Annotated in this window: 18 protein-coding genes and 2 pseudogenes; 9 read left to right on the top strand and 11 right to left on the bottom strand. The window is 61.5% G+C overall.

All coding sequences use genetic code 11. From position 1 onward, the window contains the following. Window positions 1-74: 74 nt before the first annotated feature. The 3 genes from hemL to JN403_RS07870 are packed head-to-tail and all read right to left on the bottom strand — an operon-like array spanning window position 75 to window position 2,863. Window positions 75-1,358: a glutamate-1-semialdehyde 2,1-aminomutase gene (gene hemL / locus JN403_RS07860; RefSeq protein WP_205486656.1), complete on the bottom strand. Its 1,284-nt coding sequence runs from the start codon at window positions 1,356-1,358 to the stop codon at window positions 75-77. A 57-nt stretch (window positions 1,359-1,415) separates the two neighbouring features. After that, window positions 1,416-2,042: a thiamine phosphate synthase gene (gene thiE / locus JN403_RS07865; protein WP_205486657.1), complete on the bottom strand. Its 627-nt coding sequence runs from the start codon at window positions 2,040-2,042 to the stop codon at window positions 1,416-1,418. Between the two features lie 23 nt (window positions 2,043-2,065). Continuing rightward, window positions 2,066-2,863: a hydroxymethylpyrimidine/phosphomethylpyrimidine kinase gene (locus JN403_RS07870; protein ID WP_205486659.1), complete on the bottom strand. Its 798-nt coding sequence runs from the start codon at window positions 2,861-2,863 to the stop codon at window positions 2,066-2,068. 518 nt (window positions 2,864-3,381) lie between these two features. Between JN403_RS07870 and JN403_RS07875 the strand changes: the two genes are divergently transcribed. The 4 genes from JN403_RS07875 to JN403_RS07890 all read left to right on the top strand — a co-directional run bounded on the left by JN403_RS07875 (window position 3,382) and on the right by JN403_RS07890 (window position 9,421). Next, window positions 3,382-5,337, top strand: a complete 1,956-nt coding sequence (locus JN403_RS07875; protein WP_205486661.1) for a 7TM diverse intracellular signaling domain-containing protein — start codon at window positions 3,382-3,384, stop codon at window positions 5,335-5,337. Window positions 5,338-5,512: 175 nt separating this feature from the next. Next, window positions 5,513-7,159, top strand: coding sequence for an acyl-CoA dehydrogenase family protein (locus tag JN403_RS07880; RefSeq protein WP_205487264.1), 1,647 nt, complete (start codon window positions 5,513-5,515; stop codon window positions 7,157-7,159). Window positions 7,160-7,252: 93 nt separating this feature from the next. After that, window positions 7,253-8,716, top strand: a complete 1,464-nt coding sequence (gene amn / locus JN403_RS07885) for an AMP nucleosidase (protein WP_122536909.1) — start codon at window positions 7,253-7,255, stop codon at window positions 8,714-8,716. Between the two features lie 72 nt (window positions 8,717-8,788). Further along, on the top strand, window positions 8,789-9,421 hold the full coding sequence (locus JN403_RS07890; RefSeq protein ID WP_240356856.1) for an rRNA large subunit pseudouridine synthase E: 633 nt from the start codon (window positions 8,789-8,791) through the stop codon (window positions 9,419-9,421). Between the two features lies 1 nt (window position 9,422). Here the strand turns inward: JN403_RS07890 and JN403_RS07895 are convergent. The 3 genes and pseudogenes from JN403_RS07895 to JN403_RS07905 form a co-directional block, all read right to left on the bottom strand. Further along, window positions 9,423-9,628: pseudogene (locus JN403_RS07895) on the bottom strand (DUF2788 domain-containing protein). A gap of 23 nt (window positions 9,629-9,651) precedes the next feature. Then, on the bottom strand, window positions 9,652-10,131 hold the full coding sequence (locus tag JN403_RS07900) for an Lrp/AsnC family transcriptional regulator (protein ID WP_074893299.1): 480 nt from the start codon (window positions 10,129-10,131) through the stop codon (window positions 9,652-9,654). Window positions 10,132-10,539: 408 nt separating this feature from the next. Continuing rightward, window positions 10,540-10,995: a hypothetical protein gene (locus JN403_RS07905; protein WP_240356945.1), complete on the bottom strand. Its 456-nt coding sequence runs from the start codon at window positions 10,993-10,995 to the stop codon at window positions 10,540-10,542. Window positions 10,996-11,058: 63 nt separating this feature from the next. On the opposite strand from JN403_RS07905, the gene JN403_RS07910 reads away from it, so the two are divergent. Continuing rightward, on the top strand, window positions 11,059-11,742 hold the full coding sequence (locus tag JN403_RS07910; RefSeq protein WP_205486663.1) for a DUF6515 family protein: 684 nt from the start codon (window positions 11,059-11,061) through the stop codon (window positions 11,740-11,742). Window positions 11,743-12,054: 312 nt separating this feature from the next. Here the strand turns inward: JN403_RS07910 and JN403_RS07915 are convergent, their stop codons facing one another. Both JN403_RS07915 and JN403_RS07920 read right to left on the bottom strand, forming a co-directional pair. Next, complete coding sequence (locus tag JN403_RS07915) at window positions 12,055-12,960, bottom strand: cation diffusion facilitator family transporter (protein ID WP_205486665.1); 906 nt, start codon at window positions 12,958-12,960, stop codon at window positions 12,055-12,057. 24 nt (window positions 12,961-12,984) lie between these two features. Next, window positions 12,985-13,410, bottom strand: coding sequence for a polyribonucleotide nucleotidyltransferase (locus tag JN403_RS07920; protein WP_122536914.1), 426 nt, complete (start codon window positions 13,408-13,410; stop codon window positions 12,985-12,987). Between the two features lie 144 nt (window positions 13,411-13,554). On the opposite strand from JN403_RS07920, the pseudogene hrpB reads away from it, so the two are divergent. Continuing rightward, window positions 13,555-16,085: pseudogene (gene hrpB, locus JN403_RS07925) on the top strand (ATP-dependent helicase HrpB). A gap of 578 nt (window positions 16,086-16,663) precedes the next feature. After that, on the top strand, window positions 16,664-17,653 hold the full coding sequence (locus JN403_RS07930; protein ID WP_205486667.1) for a hypothetical protein: 990 nt from the start codon (window positions 16,664-16,666) through the stop codon (window positions 17,651-17,653). Window positions 17,654-17,734: 81 nt separating this feature from the next. Here JN403_RS07930 and JN403_RS07935 read toward each other — a convergent pair whose 3' ends face one another. The 3 genes from JN403_RS07935 to JN403_RS07945 form a co-directional block, all read right to left on the bottom strand. Beyond that, window positions 17,735-19,345: a diguanylate cyclase gene (locus JN403_RS07935; RefSeq protein ID WP_240356858.1), complete on the bottom strand. Its 1,611-nt coding sequence runs from the start codon at window positions 19,343-19,345 to the stop codon at window positions 17,735-17,737. A gap of 85 nt (window positions 19,346-19,430) precedes the next feature. Continuing rightward, on the bottom strand, window positions 19,431-20,525 hold the full coding sequence (locus JN403_RS07940; protein ID WP_205486669.1) for an endonuclease/exonuclease/phosphatase family protein: 1,095 nt from the start codon (window positions 20,523-20,525) through the stop codon (window positions 19,431-19,433). Between the two features lie 4 nt (window positions 20,526-20,529). Then, window positions 20,530-21,183 (bottom strand): YciC family protein, encoded by a 654-nt coding sequence (locus tag JN403_RS07945; RefSeq protein ID WP_122624023.1) that lies wholly within the window; start codon window positions 21,181-21,183, stop codon window positions 20,530-20,532. 189 nt (window positions 21,184-21,372) lie between these two features. On the opposite strand from JN403_RS07945, the gene JN403_RS07950 reads away from it, so the two are divergent. Together JN403_RS07950 and JN403_RS07955 are read left to right on the top strand one after the other, a co-directional pair. Further along, the gene (locus tag JN403_RS07950; protein ID WP_122624024.1) at window positions 21,373-22,182 is read left to right on the top strand and encodes a DUF2076 domain-containing protein; all 810 of its coding nucleotides are present in this window, start codon (window positions 21,373-21,375) and stop codon (window positions 22,180-22,182) included. Window positions 22,183-22,460: 278 nt separating this feature from the next. Then, window positions 22,461-22,940, top strand: coding sequence for an NYN domain-containing protein (locus JN403_RS07955; protein WP_205486670.1), 480 nt, complete (start codon window positions 22,461-22,463; stop codon window positions 22,938-22,940). Window positions 22,941-23,004 lie beyond the last annotated feature (64 nt).

A 23,004-nucleotide genomic window follows, 5' to 3' on the forward strand; every position in this document is an offset into this window, starting at 1 on the left:
TGATTACCCTGAATTCAGGGAGGTTGAGCAGGCTGCAGGTAGGCGGGCGGACTCCGTTCCGCCCGCTAAGCCCGTCATTTCAATTGAGCGAAGGCCTTTTCGGCCGCATCCAGCGTCTGCTGCAACTCCGCGTCGCCGTGAGCGATTGAGGTGAAGCCCGCTTCGAACGCGCTCGGCGCCAGGTACACGCCGCCTTCCAGCATCAAGTGGAAGAACTGCTTGAAGCGATTGGCGTCGCTGGTCATGACGTCCTGGAAGGTGACGATTTCTTTGGCGTCGCTGAAGTACAGGCCGAACATGCCGCCCGCCTGTGTGGTCACGAACGGGATGCCGGCGGCATCAGCGCGCTGTTGCAAGCCTTCCAGCAGGCGCGTGGTGAAGGCGTTCAGTTCGTCGTGGAAACCCGGACGGCTGATCAGGCGCAGCGTTGTCAGGCCCGCCGCCATCGCCAGCGGATTGCCCGACAGCGTGCCGGCCTGATACACCGGGCCCAGGGGCGCGATGTGCGACATGATTTCGCGCTTGCCGCCGAAACAGCCGACCGGCATGCCGCCGCCGATGATCTTGCCGAAAGTGCTCAGGTCCGGCTTCACGCCGTAATAGGCCTGCGCTCCGCCGAGGGCGACGCGGAAACCTGTCATCACTTCGTCGAAAATCAGCACAACGCCGTGCTCGTCGCAGGCCTCGCGCAGACCTTGCAGGAAACCCGGCGCAGGCGGCACGCAGTTCATGTTGCCGGCCACCGGCTCGACGATGATGCACGCCACTTCCTGGCCGACATCAGCCAGCATCGTTTTGACCGCTTCGATGTCGTTGAACGGCAGAGTCAGCGTGTGCTTGGCGAACGCCGCCGGGACGCCGGGCGAACTCGGCACGCCCAGGGTCAGCGCGCCCGAGCCGGCTTTCACCAGCAGGCTGTCGGAGTGGCCGTGGTAGCAGCCTTCGAATTTGATAATGCTGTCCCGGCCGGTAAACCCTCGGGCCAGGCGGATCGCGCTCATGGTCGCTTCGGTGCCGGAGCTGACCATGCGCACCATCTCCATCGACGGCACGATCGAGCAGACCAGATCGGCCATCTCGGTTTCCATCGCAGTCGGCGCGCCGTACGACAGCCCGTGCTCCAACTGCTTGCGCACGGCATCCAGCACGTCCGGATGGCTGTGACCCAGAATCATCGGGCCCCACGAGCCGACGTAATCGACATAACGCTTGTCGTCCTCGTCGGTGACGTAAGCGCCCACCGCGTGTTTGAAGAACAGCGGCGTGCCACCGACGCTTTTGAAGGCGCGGACCGGCGAGTTGACGCCGCCGGGGATGTGTTTCTGGGCGTTGGCGAAGAGGGTTTCAGAACGGGACATGATGAGGTCTCTGTTTGAATCGGAAATGAATGAGTGCGTAACCGGCCTGATCAAAAATCAGGCGGGCTTGAACAAATCGTTGAAGGCCCGGGCGCGGCGGGTGACCTCCTGAGTGGTTTCAGCGCCGAACAGCCCGTGCACGACGGCCAACAGATCGGCGCCGTGGGCCACCAGGGGCGCGGCGTTATCCAGGGTAATGCCGCCAATCACCGCGATGGGCAGATTGATGCGCTTGCGCGCTTGGCTGAGCAGGTCGAGGCTGCAGGTGGGCGCGCCGGGTTTGGTCTGGGAATGGAAGAAGCGTCCGAAGGCAACATAGGTGGCGCCGTCGGCCTTGGCCTTGTCGGCCAGCTCCAGTTGCGCGTGGCAAGTCGCCCCGACAATGGCTTTGTGACCGAGCAGGGCGCGGGCGTCCGGCAGTGAGCCGTCGGTTTGCCCCAAGTGCACGCCGACGCCCAGGCGCGCGGCCACTTCGGCATCGTCGTTGATGATCAGGCGGGTCTTGTAGCGCTCGCACAGCTTGAGCAGCGCCGAGGCCTCACGCAGGCGGCGGGTCTCGTCACCGGATTTGTCGCGGTATTGCAGCAGGGTCAAACCGCCATCGAGGGCGGCTTCGACGTAAGACAGGAATTTGCCGGCCAACAGCTGGCTGTCGGTCACGGCATACAAGCCACGTAATCTCATCAAGGTGCCTCTTTGTCGTGGCGTTACGAGCAGAAATCCAGCGGCAGGCGTCGCGGAACGAACTGTCCCCGGCCCAGCTGTTCGGCATCGCGCAGCGTGCGCCAAGTGTAGTCCAGCGCGATTTGCACAGCGCCCATCAGGTCCTGACCCAGCGCCAGTCTTCCCGCCAGCGCGCTGGCCAGTGTGCAGCCGGAGCCGTGATAACTGCCCGGCAGGCGCTGGCAGGTAAAGGTGCGTGACTGCCCGCCGCGGATGTACAGACGGTTATGAACTTCGTGCTCATCGCCATGACCGCCGGTGATCAACAAGTGCTCACAGAACGGCAGCAGCTTCTCGGCACATTCGTCGGCAGTGCCTTCGGGGAGCTCGGCGAGGATGCGCGCTTCCGGCAGGTTCGGCGTGGCGATGGTGGCGAGGGGCAGCAGACGCTCGCGCATGGCATAACCCACCTCGTCCTTGCCCAGCCGACCACCGCCACCGGCACGCAACACCGGATCGCAGACCATCGGCAGATGCGGATGAGCGGCCAGCAGTTCGACGATAGTGTCGACCATCTCCAGCGAGCCCAACATCCCCAGCTTCACCGCCGCGACGGCGGAATCGTTGAGCACGGCATTGGCTTGCGCCAGCACCCACTCGCGATCCAGCACCCGAAAGTCAGTGACATTCACGGTGTCCTGAACGGTCAGGGCGGTGACAGCGGGAGCGGCGTGGCACCCTTGGGCGAGCAGGGCTTCGATGTCTGCCTGCAAGCCGGCGCCGCCACTGGGGTCGTGGCCGGAGAGACAGAGGACAACAGGGCGGGAGCTATAGATATTCATGGTGCGCGAGCTTACCACTAAAGTTTTTGCCAGTGGGACCAGCTTCAGCCGGGAAGACGCCAGTACAAACACGATCAATTTTGCGGTGAGACATCCGACGCTTTCCCGGCTAAAGCCGGTCCCACTAAGTGAATTGCGTTCAGCCTGTACCACCAAGCAGTTTTCCGGCTAACGCCGTTTCTACTATGTGTATGCGGTATTTTTAGTAGGACCGGCTTCAGCCGGGAAGAGGCCGGTGCAAACACCATTGATTTTGCAGCGAGACATCTGACGCCTTCCCGCCTAAAGCAAGTCCTGCATGTGAAAGAGCCAGTCCCATCCAATGCACAGATTTAGATGGTGTCATCGAGCTATCAGTCGCTATCCTGTGGCGCTTGATCTGTTCCGCCAAAAGAGTAAATGCAAGTGCGTTGCCCGCTGACCCCCTCGACCGATACAACGGTCGCTCGCAGAATTGTAAAGCCGACCCACGATTCCACGGCGGCTCACGCCCTTCATCAGCGACGAGGGGGTGTCCCATGCGTCTGGTGCTGATCACTCTCCTCTGCCTGTTGCCGATGTTCGCCAGCGCCGTCGATTTCAATGAGAACACCCGCAGTCTGGCATTGGGGCGCGACACCCAAGTGTTCGAAGACCCCACCGGCGATGCCACCATCCAGCAAGTCTCGTCCCCCGAAGGCGCCGCGCGTTTCCGCCCCCTCGTCGGTCCGTCGCTCAACGCCGGGTACTCGCGCTCCGCTTTCTGGCTCAAGGTGCGACTGACCTATCGCCCCGCCAACCCAATGGCATCCGCCGACTGGTTACTGGAACTCGCCTATCCGCCCATGGACCACGTCGATCTGTACCTCGGCGACGGCGATGCGCGCCCCAGCCTAGCTTGGCAAACCGGCGACATGCTGCCGTTTGCCAGTCGGCAGATTAAACAGAACAACTACGTGTTCGATCTCAACCTGAACGCCCACGAAACCAAGACCGTTTACCTGCGCGTCGCCAGTCACGGCTCGGTGCAGGCGCCGCTCAATCTGTGGGCCAGTCACGCTTATATAGAAGAGCAGCCGTCGCGCCTGTACATCCTCGGCATGATTTACGGCGTGCTGGCAGTGATGCTGGTCTACAACCTGTTCATCTACCTCAGCGTGCGTGACACCGCGTATTTGCATTACATCCTCTACATCAGCTTTTTCGGCCTGTATCAGGTGTCGGTTAATGGCGCGGCGATCGAGTATTTCTGGCCGAACAACCCGTGGTGGGCCAATACCTCAACGACATTTCTGATTGCCGCCGCGATCCTGTTTGCCAGCCAGTTCACACGAAGATTCCTGCAGACGCCCAGCCTCGGTCGCTGGCTGGATGTGCCGCTTCTGGTGATGATGGTCTGCGCCGCGGTGATCATGGCGCTCGCGTTGAGCATGGATTACGGTGTCGCGCTGCGCCTGGTGACCGGGCTGGTCTTGCTGTTCACGCCGGTCGTGCTGTTGATCGGGGTGGCGGCGTGGTTCAAGGGGCGGCGGGTCGCGCGGTATTTTATTATTGGCTGGTCGGCGTTCCTCATCGGCGGGGTGGTCAACGCGACCATGCTCCTCGGGCATCTGCCCAACAACTTCTGGACCATGTACGCCAGCCAGATCGGCTCGGTGATCGAGGTGGCGTTACTGTCGCTGGCGCTGGCCGACCGCATCAACGCCATGCGCGAGCGCGAGGCGCAGATCATGGCGGAATCGCGGCAGGGGCTTGAGACCCTCAACCAGCAACTGGCGGTGAGTAACCGATTGAAAGACGAGTTTCTCGCCACGCTGACCCATGAGCTGCGCACGCCTATGAACGGCGTGATCGGTTCGCTGGAATTGATGCAGATGGACGCGGCGCAGAGCGAGATCGAGCTGTATCGCCAGACCGCCGCCGATTCCGCGCAAAACATGATGGGCATCGTCAATGGCATCCTCACCCTGACCGAACTGCAAGCCGGGCGGATTACCGTGCGCAACGAGCCGTTCAGCCTGCGTCATGTGCTGTTTCAGCTTCGCAGCGGCTTCGAACCGCTGGCCCGCAACAAGGCGCTGGCGCTGAGTGTTGAGCTGGACGAGACGCTGCCGGACAGCCTCGAAGGTGACGGCGTGAAGTTGCGCCAGTGCCTGGAGTGTCTGCTGGACAACGCGATCAAGTTCACCAAGACCGGGTCCATTAGAGTCCGCGTCAATGGCCAGCGCGCAGACGCTGAACACGTGCGGCTGGTGATCGACGTCATCGACACCGGCATCGGCTTCAGCCGTCTTGATGAAGAAACGCTGTACGCCAATTTCTTCCAGGTGGACGGCTCGACGACGCGGGAATACGGCGGGCTGGGCATCGGCCTGGCGATTTGCCGACAATTGATTGAATTGCAGGGCGGGCGCCTGAGCCATCAGTCCGAGCCGGGTAATGGCAGCCAGTTCCGCCTGAGCCTGGATGTGAAGGTTGCCGCGTCCCCCTTGTAGGAGCGCCACCCCGGTCACTCCTACAGTTGATTTGCGAGGCCATGCGTCGACAAGGCAAAACCGCCGTGATTTCGTCTTCTATGGCGCTGTCGCCGGGGCGGGGTGCGTGATTCACTAGGTCAACTGCACGACCGCCGCGTGCTGCCCGGACCGGAGTCGCCTCATGGACCAGCGCATCAACCTGCATCAGTTCGCCGAGACCCATGAGGTCATCAATCAGCCGCCGTCCCTGGACGGCACCAACCTGTACCGCATCGACCTGCCGCTGCAAGAGTGGTCGCGGCGCTTCGGTGCCGGCTGGGCCCAGGAACGAATCGACGCCTATGGCGCATTGGCCGGCGGCCCGCTGATGGAAGCGGGCTTCCTCGCCAACCAGAACAAGCCGGTGTTTGCCAGCCATGATCGCTACGGCCATCGGATCGATCTGGTGGAGTTTCATCCGGCGTATCACCAACTGATGCAGACAGCGGTCGAACACGGCATCCCGTCGCTGCCGTGGACCGACCCCCGCGAAGGCGCCCATGTTGCCCGCGCGGCGATGAGCTATCTGCACACCCAGGCCGAAGCGGGCAGCGGTTGTCCGTTGACCATGACCTTCGCCAGCGTGCCAGCCTTGCGCCTGCAACCGGACCTGGCCGAGACCTGGCTGCCGAAGATCCTCGCCACCCACTACGACCCGCGCAACGTCGGCATCGCGCACAAGGCCGGCGCCACTATCGGCATGGCCATGACCGAGAAACAGGGCGGCACCGACGTGCGCGCCAACACCACGCGGGCCTATCCGGTGGCCCAGCCCGGGCCCGGTCAGGCCTATGAACTGGTCGGGCACAAATGGTTTTGTTCGGCGCCCATGTGCGACGCCTTCCTCACCCTGGCGCAGACCGACATGGGCCTCACCTGTTTCCTGCTGCCGCGCCATCGCCCGGACGACACCCGCAACGCGTTCTACATACAGCGACTGAAGAACAAACTGGGCAATTGGTCCAACGCCTCCAGCGAAGTGGAATTCCGCGGCGCCCTGGCGTGGATGGTAGGCGAGGAGGGGCGCGGCGTGCCGACCATCATCGAAATGGTGGCGATGACCCGATTCGACTGCATGACCGGTTCCAGCGCGCTGATGCGTCAGGCCCTGACCCAGGCCGCGCACCATTGCGCCCACCGCAGCGTCAGCGGTCGCTTGCTCAGCGAACAGCCACTCATGCAAAACGTGCTCGCCGATCTGGCGCTGGAAAGCGAAGCGGCCCTCGCCTTGAGCCTGCGCATCGGGCGCTCGCTGGAGCGTCTGGATGACGGCCACGAAGCCCGTTTCGCACGGCTGGTGACGGCGGTGGGCAAATACTGGATCTGCAAGCGTGCGCCGGCAATGATCAACGAAGCGGCGGAATGCATGGGCGGCGCAGGGTATGTGGAGGACACCATCCTGCCGCGCCTATATCGTGAGGCACCGGTCAATTCGACGTGGGAAGGTTCCGGCAATGTGCAATGCCTGGACGTCCTGCGCGCGTTGTCCAAGGAGCCCGGCGTGCTGGACGCGCTGTTCGACGAGCTTGGCGACGGCCATGGCGACAAGCGTCTGGCCGCGCATATTCACGGTTTGAAAGAGGCGTTTCAGGACACCGGCGACATTCAGTACCGCGCCAGGCAACTCACAGAAGACATCGCCGTCGCGCTGCAGGCAAAACTGCTGCTGGAAGCGGGCAATGCCGTGGTCAGCGACGGGTTTATGGCTGGACGTTTGGAACGGCCGGGGCGTGTCTACGGCGCCTTGCCGCGCGGGGTGGGTGTTCAGGCGCTGGTCGCGCGGTCATCGCCGCAGGTCTGACGCGTACATTGCTGCGTCGGCCGCAGGCAACTCGTGCCTTCGTCATCTGTTGCAGGCAAGATACGCGCTTGCAAGATCAGAAGGATATGCATCGTGACCGAAGCTTTCATTGTCGTAGAAACTGCCGAACACGCCGTTGACCGGCTCGCTGAGCTGCACGCACGGGCAACCACCGCCTTGAGCCAGGCGCTCAAGCGCTACCTGAAAGACCGCGTCGAACCGGATGCCGCCGAGCGTCTGACGTTCCGCTACCCCGAACTGCGCCTGACCTACCACTGCCAGGGCGAAGTGCCGCTGACCACGCGTGCGTACGCCAAGGTTCAGCTGCCGGGCACCTACAGCGTCACCGTCACCCACCCGGCGGCGTTCCGTAAATACCTGCTCGAACAGCTCGTGCCGTTGATGAACGACTTCACCGTGACGGTGGAAGTGGGCGTCAGCGAGCAAAACATTCCGTACCCCTATGTGGTCGAGCAGGGCGATGAGCTGGCCGGGACCGGCGTGACCGCCGCGACCCTGGCCCGCGTCTTCCCGAGCACCGATCTGTCGGCCGCCACCGATGGCATCGCCGATGGCCTTTACGACTGGGCCAACACCGATCCGCTGCCGCTCGCGCTGTTCGACGCCGCCCGTGTGGATTTCTCGCTGCGCCGTCTGGTGCATTACACCGGCAGCGACTGGCGCCATGTTCAGCCGTGGATCTTGCTGACCAACTACCACCGCTACGTCGACCAGTTCATCGTGCATGGCCTGGAAAAACTGCGCGACGACCCGCGCTTCGTGAAGATGGTCCTGCCGGGCAACGTCATTGTCGACAAGAGCATGGATTACGGCGAAGCCCAGGCCATTGTCTCTGGCGTGGTCTGGCACCGTTACCAGATGCCGGCGTATCACCTGATCGCCGAAGACGGCCATGGCGTGACCTTGGTCAACATCGGCGTCGGCCCCTCCAACGCCAAGAACATCACCGACCACCTGGCCGTCCTGCGTCCCCATTGCTGGTTGATGATCGGTCACTGCGGTGGCCTGCGTCAGTCGCAGACCATCGGCGACTACGTGCTCGCCCACGCCTACATGCGCCGCGACGGTATTCTTGATCGCGTGCTGCCGCCGAACATCCCGATTCCGGCGCTGGCCGAAGTGCAAATGGCGTTGCAAGAATCAGCCGCGCAAGTCACCGGCGAACGCGGCGACGATTTGAAGAAGCGTCTGCGCACCGGCACGGTCCTGACCTACGACGACCGCAACTGGGAACTGCGCTGGGCGCAGGAACGGCCGCTGATCAACCTGTCCCGCGCCGTGGCGGTGGACATGGAAAGCGGCACCATCGCCGCCCAGGGTTATCGCCTGCGGGTGCCTTACGGGACCTTGCTCTGCGTTTCGGACAAACCGCTGCACAGTGAAATCAAGCTGCCGGGCTCGGCCAACGCGTTTTATGAGCGTGCCGTCACCCAGCATCTGAAGATCGGCATCGCCGCGCTGGACCTGATGCGCACGCAGCTCAACTCGCTGCATTCGCGCAAACTGCGCAGCTTCGACGAGCCGCCGTTCCGTTAAGGCGCTAGGCGTTCAACGAAAGGGCCACTAAAGTGGCTCTTTCTGTTTCTGTCATTTTTTCACCGGTTTCCCATGCCCCGCAATCAACGTCCCGATTCCCGCCGTCCTTCGCCTGATCGTACGGGCGCGCCCCGGCGTGTCGCCAAAGCCCCACCTGCCGAGCCTCGGCTGATCCTGTTCAACAAGCCTTTTGATGTGCTGACCCAGTTCAGTGATGGCGAAGGCCGGGCGACGCTCAAGGACTTCATCGACGTCCCCGGCATCTACCCGGCCGGCCGCCTGGACCGAGACAGCGAAGGTTTGCTGCTCCTGACCAACGACGGCCAACTGCAAGCGCGCATCGCCGACCCCAGGCACAAGCTGGCGAAAACCTACTGGGTGCAAGTAGAGGGCGAGCCCACTGAAGAGCAGTTGACGCAGTTGCGCAATGGTGTGGAGCTTAACGACGGTCCGACCTTGCCTGCACAAGCGCGGCAACTCGACGAGCCGGAACTGTGGGCGCGCAACCCGCCGGTTCGGTTTCGTAAAAGCGTGCCGACGAGCTGGCTGGAGCTGGTCATCAAGGAAGGCCGCAACCGCCAGGTGCGCCGGATGACTGCGGCGGTGGGGCTGCCGACGTTGCGCTTGGTGCGCGTGCGGATTGGCGACTGGAGCCTGGAAGGGCTCGATCAAGGGCAATGGCGGGAAGTGCCGGCGAAGCTTTGATTTAGAGCGGCTGCTCCAGGTAGGCGATCACCACGCTCTTGATCACGAACGCCAGTATTCCCAGGCCCAGAACGCTGAACAACAGGACGGTGCCGAAGCGCCCGGCTTTGGATTTTTTGCCAGATCCCAGACGATGAAACCCATGAACCCGACCAGGGCGGTGATCAACAGGGTCATCATCCATTCTTCAAACAGTGCGGGATCCATGGGGTACTCCTGTCGGACGCAGGTCAGCCGCGCAAATGCACCAGCGGCAATTCGGTGCTCGCCAGTACCTGATTAAGCACGAAGCTGGAGCGCACGCTGGTCACGCCGTCGATGCGGGTCAGATGGCCCAGCAGAAATTTCTGATAGTGATCCATGTCCGGGACGACAACCTTCAACTGGTAATCGGCGTCGATACCGGTCACCAGGCTGCACTCCAGCACCTGCGGCAAGTTGCGAATGTGCTGCTCGAAATTCTCGAAGCGGTCGGGTGTGTGGCGGTCCATCCCGATCAGCACGTAGGCCGTCAGGCTAAGGCCCAGCTTTTTGCGGTCCAGTAGCGCGACCTGACCTACGATATACCCGTCGTCTTCCAGCTGCTTCACGCGGCGAGAGCAGGGTGACGGCGACAGGCCAATGCGCTCGGCCAGCTCCTGATTGGAGATGCGCGCGTCCTTCTGCAATTCGGCCAAAATACTCAAGTCATATCTGTCGAGCTTGCTCATGTCAGGCGCCTTAATAGAATCGATTGCGCAGGATTATTCATCTGAAGTGAATTATTGCGCAAGTCATGTTTTCGTCAGCAACATTCGCAATCCTGTGCCGTCTGGCAAAGCCTATTCTTTTAACCAGAATCACTGCCCGGACACAGCGTCCAGCGCGGCCCGCCGAATCAGGCCAGCCGCGGCCTCCATCCCGACAGGGTTGACCAGGCCACCGGGCTACGCACTGTCCAGAAGACGATGCGAGGTGAGCCGACGTCAAAAGCGTCGAGCCAGGACGAAGCATTCCAGAGAGGGCCGTTGAGCCCTCTTTTTTGTGCCTGGATTTCCGTATGGGCCGGAGTGCACGCTTCTACAGTTTCATCCGCCACGCTGATAGAGTGCGGCGAACGGCGCATCCGACCCGCAGTCCTATCCCATAGGTATCCGCGCCGTAGTGAGGAAAGCATGAACATGCGCATCTGGCGTTTGGCAGGTGTCAGTCTCTTGGCCTTGAGCATCAGTGCTCAGGTGTTGGCCGACGACAATAATCAGCAGCAGCAGCAGCAGCGCCAACAGCAACAGCGCGGCTTCGAGATGCAGCGCCAGCAGCAAGAGAACCAGCGCGGTTTTGCCGACGATCAGCAGCGTCAGCAGCAGCAACAACGCCAGCAGCAGGCGCAGCAACAACAGCAGCAGCGCCAGCAGGAACAGCTGCAGCAAAATCGGCAGATTCAGCAGAATCAGCAAGAGCGCGCCAATCAGCAGCGCCAGCAGCAGGAACGCGAGCGCAACCTGCGCGACGATCAGCGCCAACAGCAGCAACAGCAGCAGCAACAGCGCCAGCAAATGCAGGACCAGCAACGCCGTCAGCAAGAGCAGCAGCAACAACAGCGTCAGTTGCAGGATCGTCAGGGTGGATTGCCCATTCAGGGTCGGCCGGACACGGTCGTGCAGACGCAAGAGCCACGTCAGGGCTTTTACCGCGACCAGCCCCGAGACAACCGCTGGCGCGACGGCGACCGTCGCCCCGATCACGGTAACTGGCAGCCGGGTCGTCCCGGTGGTCATGGTGATGGCTGGGGTTCGGGCCCGCGTTATCGGCCGGGTTACGAGATTGATCGCATGCCGGGCGGGTATTCGCGGGTGCCGTATCGTGGCGGCGATTACTTCTACTCAGGCGGTTACTGGTATCGCCCACAGGGCCCACGTTATGTGGTCGTCCAGCCCCCACGAGGTGTTCGCGTCCGCTACCTGCCTGACTACGCGCAACAGGTCTGGCTTGGCAGCGCGCTGTTCTTCGTCGCCGCCGGCACTTATTACACCTACGAGCAGAACACCCAGGAGTACGTAGTCGCCGAGCCTCCGCAGAACGTTGAGCCGGTGTATTCACCTCAACAACCGCAGCCGGTTCAGCAGGCCGCGAATCCCTACGACGTTGTCGCGTATCCGCCTGAAGGCAAGCCGCAACAGGAGGTCGAACAGGACCGCTACGACTGCTACCGCTACGCCGTCCAGCAAAGCAATTTCGACCCGGCGGGCGCAGCGTATCAACCAGCACCGGAAGTGCTGGGCGTGTACCGTCAGGCAATGGCCAGTTGTTATGCGGGGCGCGGGTATAGCGTTCAGCAGTAGGGGCGGGAATGTGTAGCGGCAGACGCATGTTGCTTTAGTGGGACCGGCTTCAGTCGGGAAGACGCTGGATTGAGCACCCTCAGATTTGCGGTGTGACGGCTGACGCTTTCCCGGCTAAAGCCAGTCCCACTAAGAGCACGCGGTGTCGGTAGGACCGGGCCTGCACCCACATCCTCAATTTCGCGGCGTGACGCCTGACGCTTTCCCGGCTAAAGCCAGTCCCACTAGATGCACGCGGTCAGTAGGACCGGCTTCAGCCGGGAAAAGGCCAGATTGAGCACCATCAGATTCGCGGCGTGACATCTGACGCATTCAATTCAAAACCGGTCCATCCTCACGACCCACCACTTCCTGTGGATCCGCGTGCACCAGCACTTCGGCCTTGGGGAATTCGTCCTGAATTGCCGCCTCCACCCGCTCGCACAAGTCGTGCGCCACTGACAGCGTCAGGGTGCCTGGCAGCTCCAGGTGCAGCTGCACAAACCAGTGATTCCCCGAGATCCGCGTGCGCAGGTCGTGGGCGCCCAGTACGCCGGGCACGCCCTCGGCCAGTTCGAGCATTTTGGCGCTGACATCCACAGGCAATTCAGCGTCCATCAGCACCGACACCGTCTCCCGGGCAATGGAAATCGCGCTCCACAAAATGTAGAACGCGATCGCCAGACCAAAATAGGCGTCCAGCTGCGAGTAACCGTAATAGGCGAGCCCCAGCGCCAGCATGATGCTGAAATTGAGCAGCAGGTCAGAACGGTAATGCAGGGAGTCCGCGCGGATCGCCGCCGAACCGGTTGCCTTCACCACGCGGTGCTGCAACATCAGCAAGGCGATCGTCAGGCCAATCGACAACACCATCACCAACAGACCCAAACCCGGATCCCCAAGGGGTTGCGGGTGCTGGATGCGGTCGACCGCCTGAAAACCGATCAGCAACGCGCTCACGGCGATGAACAACGCCTGGGCCATGCCCGACAGCGCTTCAGCCTTGCCATGGCCATAGCGATGATCATCGTCCGCGGGACGCAGCGCGTAATGCACGGCCAGCAAATTGAGAAATGAGGCGGCGCCATCGAGCAACGAGTCCGTCAGCCCGGCCAACAGACTCACCGACCCGCTGAGCCACCAAGCAACCGCTTTGGCAACGATCAGAGTGCTCGCCACCGCAAGCGATGCGCGGGTTGCCAGACGCAATAAGCGGGCGTGTTCGGGGCTGGTGCTCATGGCGCTTCCTTAGATCACAAAATCTCAAGCGGACGGGACGAGGCCCAGAGCAGCAAGCTGCTGCACGCTGCCTTTGTGCTGGATCAGGCGGGGATCATCCAGCGGCAATGTGCGGCCGAGCTCGGTTTGAATGATGGCTTGCAGCTTGAGGTTGTCGACTGTGCCGTCAGCGCGCACTGCCGGTTCAAGTTTCTGCGGATCGATCTGCGCCTGATTGCCGCTTGGCAGATAGATCGCGCCAGTGGCGAAGTCGACGCCGAACGCGATCACGCCGGGGATGATGTAGAACAACAGGCCGATGGCGTCGAGTATCACAATAGCCGGGTCCATCCGGCCGCTGCCCTGAATCTGGCCGCGACGATCCGGGTAGAAAATACTGCCGCACGCGGTCAGTTGCGTCAGCAGCGTGGCAACCAGAACACCGCCAATCAAACGGGATGGAATGCGCATGGGGATCTCCTCATAAGAAGTCGCAACTATACAAGGCAAATGCCTAATCAATAAGAGTATCCGTGGGGGAAGACAGTTCGTTGGCAGGGTGAACAAAGCCGCAGCAGCTCGCCGTATAATCGTCGCCCTGTTTCTGGAGCTCTCATGAATTCTCTGCCCATCGATGCCGTTCTCCCCGCCTTGCGCCAGGCCCTTGCCGACCGGGACGAGGCCGTGCTCGAAGCGCCGCCGGGCGCGGGCAAGACCACCCGCGTGCCGCTGGCGCTGTTGGGGGAGTCGTGGTTGGCAGGGCAGACGATCCTGATGCTTGAGCCCCGGCGCCTGGCGGCTCGTGCTGCTGCTGAAAGATTGGCGAGCGAGTTGGGGGAGGGCGTTGGCGAAACGGTGGGTTATCGGATTCGTCTGGACAGCAAGGTCGGCCCCAACACCCGCATTGAAGTGGTCACCGAGGGCATCCTCACCCGGCGCCTGCAGGAAGACCCTTCGCTGGAAGGTGTCGGGCTGCTGATTTTCGACGAATTTCATGAAAGGAGCCTCGACGCTGATCTCGCGCTGGCCTTGAGCCTCAACGGCCGCGCGCTGTTTCGTGACGAGCAGCCGCTGAAGATTCTACTGATGTCGGCGACGCTTGAAGGTACGCGGCTGTCGAGTCTGCTCAATGATGCGCCGGTCATCAGCAGCGAAGGGCGCATGTTCCCGGTGTCGATGCAGTGGGGGCGGCCGTTTCAACCGGGGAGTTCATCGAGCCGCGTGTTGTGCAAACCGTGCTCGACGCGCTGGGCACCGAGTCCGGCAGCGTGCTGGTATTCCTGCCGGGCCAGGCCGAAATCCGTCGGGTCAATCAACAGTTGGTCGATGCCATTGGCGATCGCAGCGACGTGCTGCTGTGCCCGCTGCATGGCGAGCTCGACCTGAGTGCCCAGCGCGCGGCAATCGAACCCGCGCCCAAGGGCAAACGCAAAGTCGTGCTGGCCACCAACATTGCCGAGACCAGCCTGACCATTGATGGCGTGCGGGTGGTCATCGACGCAGGGCTGGCGCGGGTGCCGCGTTTCGATCCCGGCAGCGGCATGACGCGCCTCGACACGCAACGCATCTCCAGGGCCAGCGCCACTCAGCGCGCGGGTCGGGCAGGGCGGCTTGAGCCGGGCGTGTGCTATCGATTGTGGTCCGAGGCGCAGCACGATCAGTTGGCGGCGTACGGAGCTGCGGAAATCCTTCAGGCTGACCTGGCCGGCCTGGCGCTGCAATTGGCGCGTTGGGGTGTCGAACCTGCGCAACTGACCTGGCTGGACATGCCGCCCGCCGCTGCTTATTCCCAGGCCCAGGACCTGCTGGCGCGGCTAGGCGCTCTCACGCGCAAGCCGGGTGAAGACTGGAAACTCACGCCTCACGGCCAATCAATGGCGGAGGTGCCTGCGCATCCACGCATCGCCCATTTGCTGTTGCGCGGTCATGAACTGGGTCTGGGTCCGCTGGCCTGCGACGTTGCCGCGTTGCTCGGTGAACGGGACATCCTGCGCGGCGCCGGTGCCGACCTCCATAGCCGACTCACGTTGCTGGCTGGGTCAGAACGCGCAGCGAAAGGCTCGCAGGGCGGCGTGCAGCGAGCGCGGCAATTGTCGCGGCAATATCGTGGTTATTTGAGGGGCGCGGCGCGGAAACCGGTCGTCGACCCTGATCACCCGCGCTGGCTTGGCGCGCTGCTGGCGCTGGCCTATCCCGACCGCGTCGCGCAGCAACGCCGTGCTGGCGGCGCGGAGTATCGACTCGCCAACGGTCGCGCTGCCCTGTTCGCCGAGCCAGATGCGTTGATGAAGCAGCCGTGGCTGGTGGTGGCTGATCTGGGCAGCCGTCAGGGCCAGCGCGAAGAGCGGATCTATCTGGCCGCCGAGTTCGATCCCGACCTGTTCGACTCGGTGCTCGCCGAACAAGTGACCGCGTTCAATCAACTGGACTGGGACGAGCGTGAGGGCGTGTTCCGCGCCGAACGTCAGCGCAAGGCCGGGGAGCTCATCATCAGCCGCGAGCCGCTCACCGGACTGGACGATTCGGCGCGGGGGCAGGCGCTGCTGGCGCTGGTGCGGCGCAAAGGGCTGGAGTTACTGCCGTGGACGCCGGAGCTGCGCCAGTGGCAGGCGCGTGTCGGTCTGTTGCGTCAGATGGATCTGCAAACGCAGAGCGAAAGCGAGTGGCCGGATGTGAGCAACGATGCGCTGCTGGAGACGCTGGACCACTGGCTGCTGCCGTACCTGGGCAAGGTCACGCGACTGAGCCACTTCGGCAATCTCGACCTGTCATCGATCCTGCATAACCTGCTGCCCTGGCCCTTGCCCCAGCGGCTGGAAGAACTGGCGCCACACCACCTGACCGTGCCATCGGGTTCATCAGTGCGCCTGGATTACAGCGAGTCCCCGCCCATTCTCGCGGTGCGTTTGCAGGAGCTTTTCGGCCTGGCCGACACCCCGCGCATCGCCAACGGCCGGCAGATCGTCAAACTGCACCTGCTGTCCCCCGCACGCCGCCCGGTGCAAGTCACCCAGGACCTCGCCAACTTCTGGCGCAGCACCTATGCCGAGGTGAAGAAGGATTTGAAGGGCCGGTATCCGAAGCACTATTGGCCGGACGATCCGTTGATCGCCGAACCGACTGCGCGGGTGAAGCCGAGGAAGTGATTTCTGGGGTCGAGGCGGCGCACACATTTTTAGCTTATTTGGTCTCAAGGATGAACGGGGTACAAGACTCAAGTTCTTTAGCGGATCAATCGGACCAATCAAGGACTGTTATATGCCTGGCGTCGATGCAAATTCTTTCGACAACTCGTTATTAACTTTTTGAATGTGGGGTAATGGCGTCAGGCAGGAAAGTGGCGTCATGTTTCCGATCACTGACCAAATAACTTTTTTGTCAGTCGGTCGGGCCAATTAAAGTTGATCGTTGGCGCCAGTAAATAGAGAACTTATATTTGCTGTATTGACTGGCAAAGCGCGATAACTCGTATATAACTAGCGGGAGCTCCATTCTGTTGGGAGCTTATGACAGCCAGCATCCGAGGCCCTGGCCTCAGGGCCTTCCGATCATTCGTTTGCTGCAACGGCATACGCACTGCACGTTCTCCCCTGATATTGAAGCTGATGCCGCAGCACAGATGTTTCGGGCCATTCTCGATGATCAACGCTCTCCGTTCTTTGGCGACCCTGCCTCGGGTCACAACGCGCAAACCATCATAAAGCTGAAATAAAGGTGATTTTTCATGCACGCACGTAAAGCACTTCTGTCCCTCGCAGTCCTCGCTGCACTTTCGGGGTCCGCCGTGGCGGACTCCAGCACCGTCAATACCACCCAGGACGGCACAAGTAACAGTTTGAATGCCGAGCAGCAAGGCGCGACCCAGTCAAAGGTCAACATTGATCAGACGGGAACCCGGAACAGCACAGGCGTACGCCAGAGTGCGACCTACAGCACTCTGAGCATCAACCAGGACGGTTTCTCCAACTTTACTTCGGCCAAGCAGGCCGGAAACAACAACACGGCGAGCGTGACGCAAAAGGGCGGCGGTAGTTCGCTGCCTCAAGTCGCTGAGCTAGACCAGTCCGGCAGCTACAGTACCGCGACTATCGCCCAGGATGGCAATAACCGCACAAGCGCCAGCATTACTCAAGGCGGAGGCAGTAATAACACAGCGAGTCTTTATCAGGCACATAACAGTACTATCGTCGGGGGCGGCATTACTCAGTCCGGTAGCTACAACGTTGGTAACCTTACCCAACAAAACAACAACAATACGGTGACCGGTTCTGTTACACAGTCGGGCAACGGCAACATCGGTACTATTTCGCAGCAGTACAACTCGAATCGGGTATCGGCCATTCTGCAGCAGGACGGCAACAGCAACAGTGGTTCTATTCAGCAGACCAGCAATCAGTTGAGCTCCGCCAGTATGTTGCAGAGCGGTAACTTCAACACCGCCAGCCTGTATCAGACCGGCAGCGGCATGAAAGGTGATTTCCAGCAGCGCGGTAACAACAACTATTCGTCCAGCACCCAGACCGGCACCTTTAACGAAGAAACCCTGCTCCAGAGCGGCAACAACAACCGCGCCGTGGTCAGCCAGACCGGCCTGGGCGGCGCTTTGTCTGGCACCACCAACCTGGTCGCTGTCACTCAGACCGGCAACAACATGGTCGCCAACGTCAGCCAGACGGGCGGCAGCGGCAACTCGGCCACGATCTACCAGCATTAAGATGCCTTACCCCGCCGATGGGCCGGCGGGGGGATTCTTCCGACAGGCGGAGCAATGAGGAAGGTCAGGTTCGCGGCGAGGTCAAAACTGCGCTTGGGATTTGCCGGCGCGTTTGGCCCGATAGAGGGCCTTGTCAGCCATGCCCAGCGCGTCCGCAAAGTCACCCTCGGTCCACACTGCGCCGCCAATGCTGCAGCCAATCCTGATTTCCTTGCCGGCCAGTATGACCGGCTCGGCAATCTTTTTGATAATGCGCTGAGCAGCGCCTTGCACGCTGGCCAATGATTCGCCGGTCTTCAATCGCAGCAGCAGCACAAATTCGTCACCGCCGTGGCGTACTGCAATGTCGCCATCGCGCACGGTACTGGAAAGGCGCAGGCCGACTGAATGGAGCAGGGCGTCCCCCACCGCATGGCCGAAACGGTCATTCACCGGTTTGAACCCATCGAGGTCCAGGCAGAGCACGCCGAAAGCAGGCGGCGGGCCGGGCTCGTCTTGCACACTCTTGACGTAGTTTTCCAACGCAGCACGGTTGGGCAGACCTGTGACCGTGTCGCGGTAGGCGACGCCCTTGATAAGCGCCAACTGACCCTTCTTTTGAGTCAGGCTCTCGACCAGATGTCGAATGACCATGCTCAGCTTTTCAACCTCAAGGCTGCCTTTTATGAGCGGAATGGCGACGTCATCGCCTTCGGACAGGCGCATTGCGGCATCGGTGATCTGGTTGAGGGGACGGGTGATAACGCCGGCCACGAACCATCCCAACACCGCGAAGGCGATGGACAACAAGCTGCCCCACAGCAAGATTTCCGCCCGCAGCCCGTTTGCCTCGGCAAAAGCAACCTCTGCTGGCTGACGCGTCACAACGGTCCAGCCCAGCCCGGGGTAACCATCGATACCGGCGCTTTCGGCAGCGCCCACCACATATGTTCTGCCGTCCTGCCACTCGCGCACCGTCCAGCGGGCCTCGCTGTTATGGTCGATGCCGGCCTCACTGGGCTTGCCGATGAGCTGTTTGGGGCCGAGCAAGACGATGCCGTCTTTGCTCACGACCAGAAACTCCAGCCCCGGAAGGCTTTTCTTCAGCGGCTCGAACATAGTCCGCCCAATTTCTGCCGCCCACTGCCATGAGAGGTGGCTGGCCAACACGCCGATGAAGTTTCCAGCCTTGTCCTTTACCGGCATGCTGATATCGACAAACTTCATCGTCTCGCCCGATGGGTTGGGCAATAGCTTGGCGAGCATGACGGCTTCATGCACGTCACCTACAAAGGTTTTATCCTGCCCCTCCTTGAATACGGGCCTGTGCGCGATGCTGAGACCCTCAAGCAAACGGCCCGTGGACGCGACCACCGTGCCCTGGGTGTCGGTGAGGCCGATCCATGAATAACTCGGGAACTGAGCGTTGAGGTGATTAAGCAGGCTTCGCGCTTCGGCGACGTTTGCGGGGTTGCGCAGTGCCTCCAGATCACTCAGCACGCTGAGCTCCTTGGCGCGGCTGTGCATGTCACGATCAAGTCGATCGATCATCGAGGCCGCATATTCCGCCAGCTGATGTCCGGTCTGCTCTTTGTGTCTGGAAATGGCGGACGCGCCAATCACACTGCCGAAGATGCAAGTGATGACCAGCACGGCGAGCGCGACAACCACTGCGAACTTCGCCCGCAGGCTTTGAAAGGGGAGCAGCTGCATGATAGTTCGCCAGTGGGAGTCAAACGCCTTCGGTCCCTGGCATTCTTGAAAAAGCTATCGGCGATCACCAGGGTTTCTTAAGCGTTTACTCGCCCGGCATGGTCACTTGCAATCGCGCAATCACCGGCATGTGATCAGAAATCAATAACGTGTCCGCCTGCCTCACCCTCGCTTCGATCCGCTGCAGCTTCGGGCTGTAGAACAGAAAATCCTGCGTCCGGTCCGGGCCGCTGATGCGGGGGTCGTTGGGGAAGCGGGTGTACCACTTGCGACGATCCTCACCGGTCACGTCTTCATTGCTCGGGATCATCGGGAAGCTTTCCCACAAGCCACGCAGCTCGCTCTCTGCCGAATACGGCGCGCGCTGTTCGGCGGGCAGCCGCTGATATTGCCCCTGCGGCAGCAGATTGAAATCCCCGCCACTTATCCACAGCGTGCCGTTCTGTTCGAAGGCTTGCTGTAAATCACGAACCGCCGCGACTTGGCGCTGTTGTACGTCGCCGCCTGATTGGGCATCGCTTAGCTGTGTATTGGTCACCGCCAGACGTCGGCCATCGCTCAATGGCAGGTAGCTGACGAGCATTGCAGGTTGAGGTTGAAACAGGCGGCTAATGAAGAGCCCGGAAGGCGAGGGCAGTTGCAGGCGTTCGGCGCTGTCCAGTTGATAGCGGCTCAGTGTCGCCAGCTTGCGGCCGACACTGCCGAAGATGTGGCGATCCGGCACGAAGTCGGACTTCCAGTAAAACGCTTCGCTGCTGCAGGGGTAGAGGTCGGCGACACGGGCCTGGAGCAGGGCGAGTTGGTTGCCGTAGTCGGTGTTCTTCGCGCCGTCGTCGACTTCCTGCAGCAACACGATGTCCGGTTGCTCGTCGCGAATGACCCGCGCCACTTCATCAAGGTTGAAGGCCAGGTCTTCCGGCGTCGGCCGCTCGTCCGGGCCGCTGCCGTCGGGCAGGTCGTACCAGAAGACATAGCGCTTGCCGGCCAGGTGTTGAATGTTCCAGGTCATCACTTTCAGCGTCTGACCGGGCGCCAATACCGGTGGCTTTCCGTCCTTCGCGTTGCAGGACACCGCCGCCTTCTCGTGTCGGGCGGGGTGCCAGGTCATGTCATAGAGCAATACCGCGAACAGCCCGGCACCTACCGCGAGGTAAAGCAGATACCGCGTCGGGCGTGCCATTTTTTCAGACCGACCGGGCGGGTGGGTCGATGAGCATGAACAACCGGAACATCACCACGCTGATAAACAACTGCAGGAAGCTGGAAACACTGTTCACCGCAATCGACAGCATCGGGCTTTGCTGGTCCGGCAGCACGTAATAACTCAGCGCTTCAAGCAGCGACAGCGGGATGTAAACGCACAGGACGCAGGCGAAAATCCGCATGACGTGGCCCTGAGTCATTCTGAAGCTTTCGCGCATCGCTTCCAGCGGTCCCATCCCGCGCAACACCAGCAGGTATTCGGACAGCACCAGTTTGATCATCACCCACACGCCCGGCAGGATGAACAGCGACATGCCGGCCATGATCAGCAGCGTGCTCAGCGCCGTCAGCACTGCGAAGGTGGGCCACAGACGCAACGCAACGGCCCAAAGGTTGGATTTGACCGGCTCTTCGCCGCGGGTTTTGGCGTCCATAAAAAGAATGAGCGCGCCGGTGTACAGCGGGTAGAAAAGCAACCCGATCAACAGTGGCGCGGCCCCGGTGCTCTGCCCGAAACCGATGAGCTGTTTAGCCAGGGCTTCCAGCACCACCAGCGGCAGGCACAGGGTAAGAATGCTGCCGAAGTTGCGTCGGAAGAAGTAAAACGAGTCTTGCAGAATGGTCAGCGGATTCATGAACGGATCACAAGGATAAGCAGGCCGACACTGTAACGTAGAGCTGTAAAACGGGCCAACCGGCGACGGCAGACCGTTCTTCTTAACTTTTTGTACATCCTATTGAAACGCCCTTGAACAGCCCCATTACTGGATGTGTCCGGGCAATGGCCCAGAACAGAATTCCTACGGCAATCTAACGAGGTCGCCATGAACAGCGAAGAACAAACCCTGATCGACGGCTTGTTTGGCAAGCTCAAACAAGCAGAAACCGAATCGGCCCCCCGTGATGCGCAGGCCGAAGCGCTGATCAAGGAGCACCTGACTCGCCAGCCTGCCGCGCCTTATTACATGGCGCAGTCGATTTTGGTGCAGGAAGTCGCAATCAAGCAGCTTGAGGCCCAGAGCCGTCAGCGCGACGAGCAAATTCAACAACTGCGGGCTGAACTGGAACGGGCCAAATCCGGCGCACCCGCGCAGTCGGGCAATGGCGGTGGCTTTCTGTCGAGCATCTTTGGCGGCGGTTCCCGCGAGCCACAGGCTCAGCAGCCGGCTTCGTCGTTCTCCCGTCCTTCCAGTCCGCAGCCTTCCTCGGGCGGCTGGCGTGAAAGTGGTCCGGCGAGCGCACCGCAGCAAAACTATGCTCAACCACAGCAAAATTATGCCCAGCCGCAACAGGCACCGGCTGCACCGGTCGGCAGTGGTTTCCTCGGCGGCGCGCTGAAAACCGCAGCGGGCGTGGCCGGCGGCGTGATGCTGGCGGAAGGCATCAGCAGCCTGTTCCACCACAACAGCCAACCGCAGGAAATCGTCGAGATCATCCAGGAGCAGCCGGCCCAGCCTGCTGCCGAGCATGATCAGGGCGGCAGCGGCGGTTGGGGTGACGATCAGCAGCGCGTGACGGGTAATGACAGTACCGGCAACGATGCCTGGGGCAGTGATTCCAATGGCTTCGCCGATACCGATTACGGCAGCGACACCAGTGGTGGCATGTTTGACGACGACGATTCGTTCGTCTGAGACCCCTAACTAATGCCCTCTCTGTGGGAGTAACCGGGGTGGCGCTCCACCGTGCTCACGAAGACGACGAATCAGACGCTAAATATCCAGCGTGTGTCCCGGCCCCTTCGCGAGCAAGCTCGCTCCCACAGTTAATTCCAGCGTGGCCCGTGCATCTGCAGCGTTGCTGACTAGCGGGCCTTCGCACCCAATCCTTCAATCCCTTCCCCAAACTGGCATACTGAGCGCCGGTCCGGTTTTCGGGCCCTTGTCGCTTGTCAGCGCATCGAGGAATTTGGGTGAGAAGAATCGCGGTCTTCGCCGACGTACAGAATCTGTATTACACAGTGCGTCAGGCTCACGGTTGCCACTTCAATTACGCTGCCCTGTGGGCTGACATCAGCCAGCGCGGGCAGATCGTCGAGGCCTATGCGTATGCCATCGACCGCGGCGACAGCAAGCAGCAGCAATTCCAGCAGATCCTGCGCAACCTCGGTTTCACCGTCAAACTCAAGCCCTACATCCAGCGCAGCGACGGCTCGGCCAAAGGCGACTGGGACGTGGGCATCACCATCGACATCATGGACGTCGCGCCGAATGTCGATGAGGTTGTGCTGGCGTCCGGCGATGGCGATTTCGACCTGCTGCTGGAGCGCATCATCAGCAAGCACGGTGTCGAAGCGATTGCCTACGGCGTGCCCGGGTTGACCGCTAATTCGTTGATCCGCGCGGCCAGTCGTTATGTGCCAATCGAGAGCGGGTTGCTGCTCAAGACCTGATGCCACACACGCTTATCAAGCGCTGCAACACACCAAACAAAACGCACCACCCCGCTATTTCTGA

It is taken from the genome of Pseudomonas sp. 15A4 (genome assembly GCF_016925575.1).
Taxonomy (GTDB): domain Bacteria; phylum Pseudomonadota; class Gammaproteobacteria; order Pseudomonadales; family Pseudomonadaceae; genus Aquipseudomonas.

Coding starts and splice junctions, on each gene's coding strand:
- hemL (WP_205486656.1), bottom strand. CDS start 1,358: ATGTCCCGTTCTGAAACCCTCTTCGCCAACGCCCAGAAACACATCCCC.
- thiE (WP_205486657.1), bottom strand. CDS start 2,042: ATGAGATTACGTGGCTTGTATGCCGTGACCGACAGCCAGCTGTTGGCC.
- JN403_RS07870 (WP_205486659.1), bottom strand. CDS start 2,863: ATGAATATCTATAGCTCCCGCCCTGTTGTCCTCTGTCTCTCCGGCCAC.
- JN403_RS07875 (WP_205486661.1), top strand. CDS start 3,382: ATGCGTCTGGTGCTGATCACTCTCCTCTGCCTGTTGCCGATGTTCGCC.
- JN403_RS07890 (WP_240356856.1), top strand. CDS start 8,789: ATGCCCCGCAATCAACGTCCCGATTCCCGCCGTCCTTCGCCTGATCGT.
- JN403_RS07900 (WP_074893299.1), bottom strand. CDS start 10,131: ATGAGCAAGCTCGACAGATATGACTTGAGTATTTTGGCCGAATTGCAG.
- JN403_RS07915 (WP_205486665.1), bottom strand. CDS start 12,960: ATGAGCACCAGCCCCGAACACGCCCGCTTATTGCGTCTGGCAACCCGC.
- JN403_RS07920 (WP_122536914.1), bottom strand. CDS start 13,410: ATGCGCATTCCATCCCGTTTGATTGGCGGTGTTCTGGTTGCCACGCTG.
- JN403_RS07930 (WP_205486667.1), top strand. CDS start 16,664: ATGCACGCACGTAAAGCACTTCTGTCCCTCGCAGTCCTCGCTGCACTT.
- JN403_RS07935 (WP_240356858.1), bottom strand. CDS start 19,345: ATGCAGCTGCTCCCCTTTCAAAGCCTGCGGGCGAAGTTCGCAGTGGTT.
- JN403_RS07940 (WP_205486669.1), bottom strand. CDS start 20,525: ATGGCACGCCCGACGCGGTATCTGCTTTACCTCGCGGTAGGTGCCGGG.
- JN403_RS07945 (WP_122624023.1), bottom strand. CDS start 21,183: ATGAATCCGCTGACCATTCTGCAAGACTCGTTTTACTTCTTCCGACGC.
- JN403_RS07950 (WP_122624024.1), top strand. CDS start 21,373: ATGAACAGCGAAGAACAAACCCTGATCGACGGCTTGTTTGGCAAGCTC.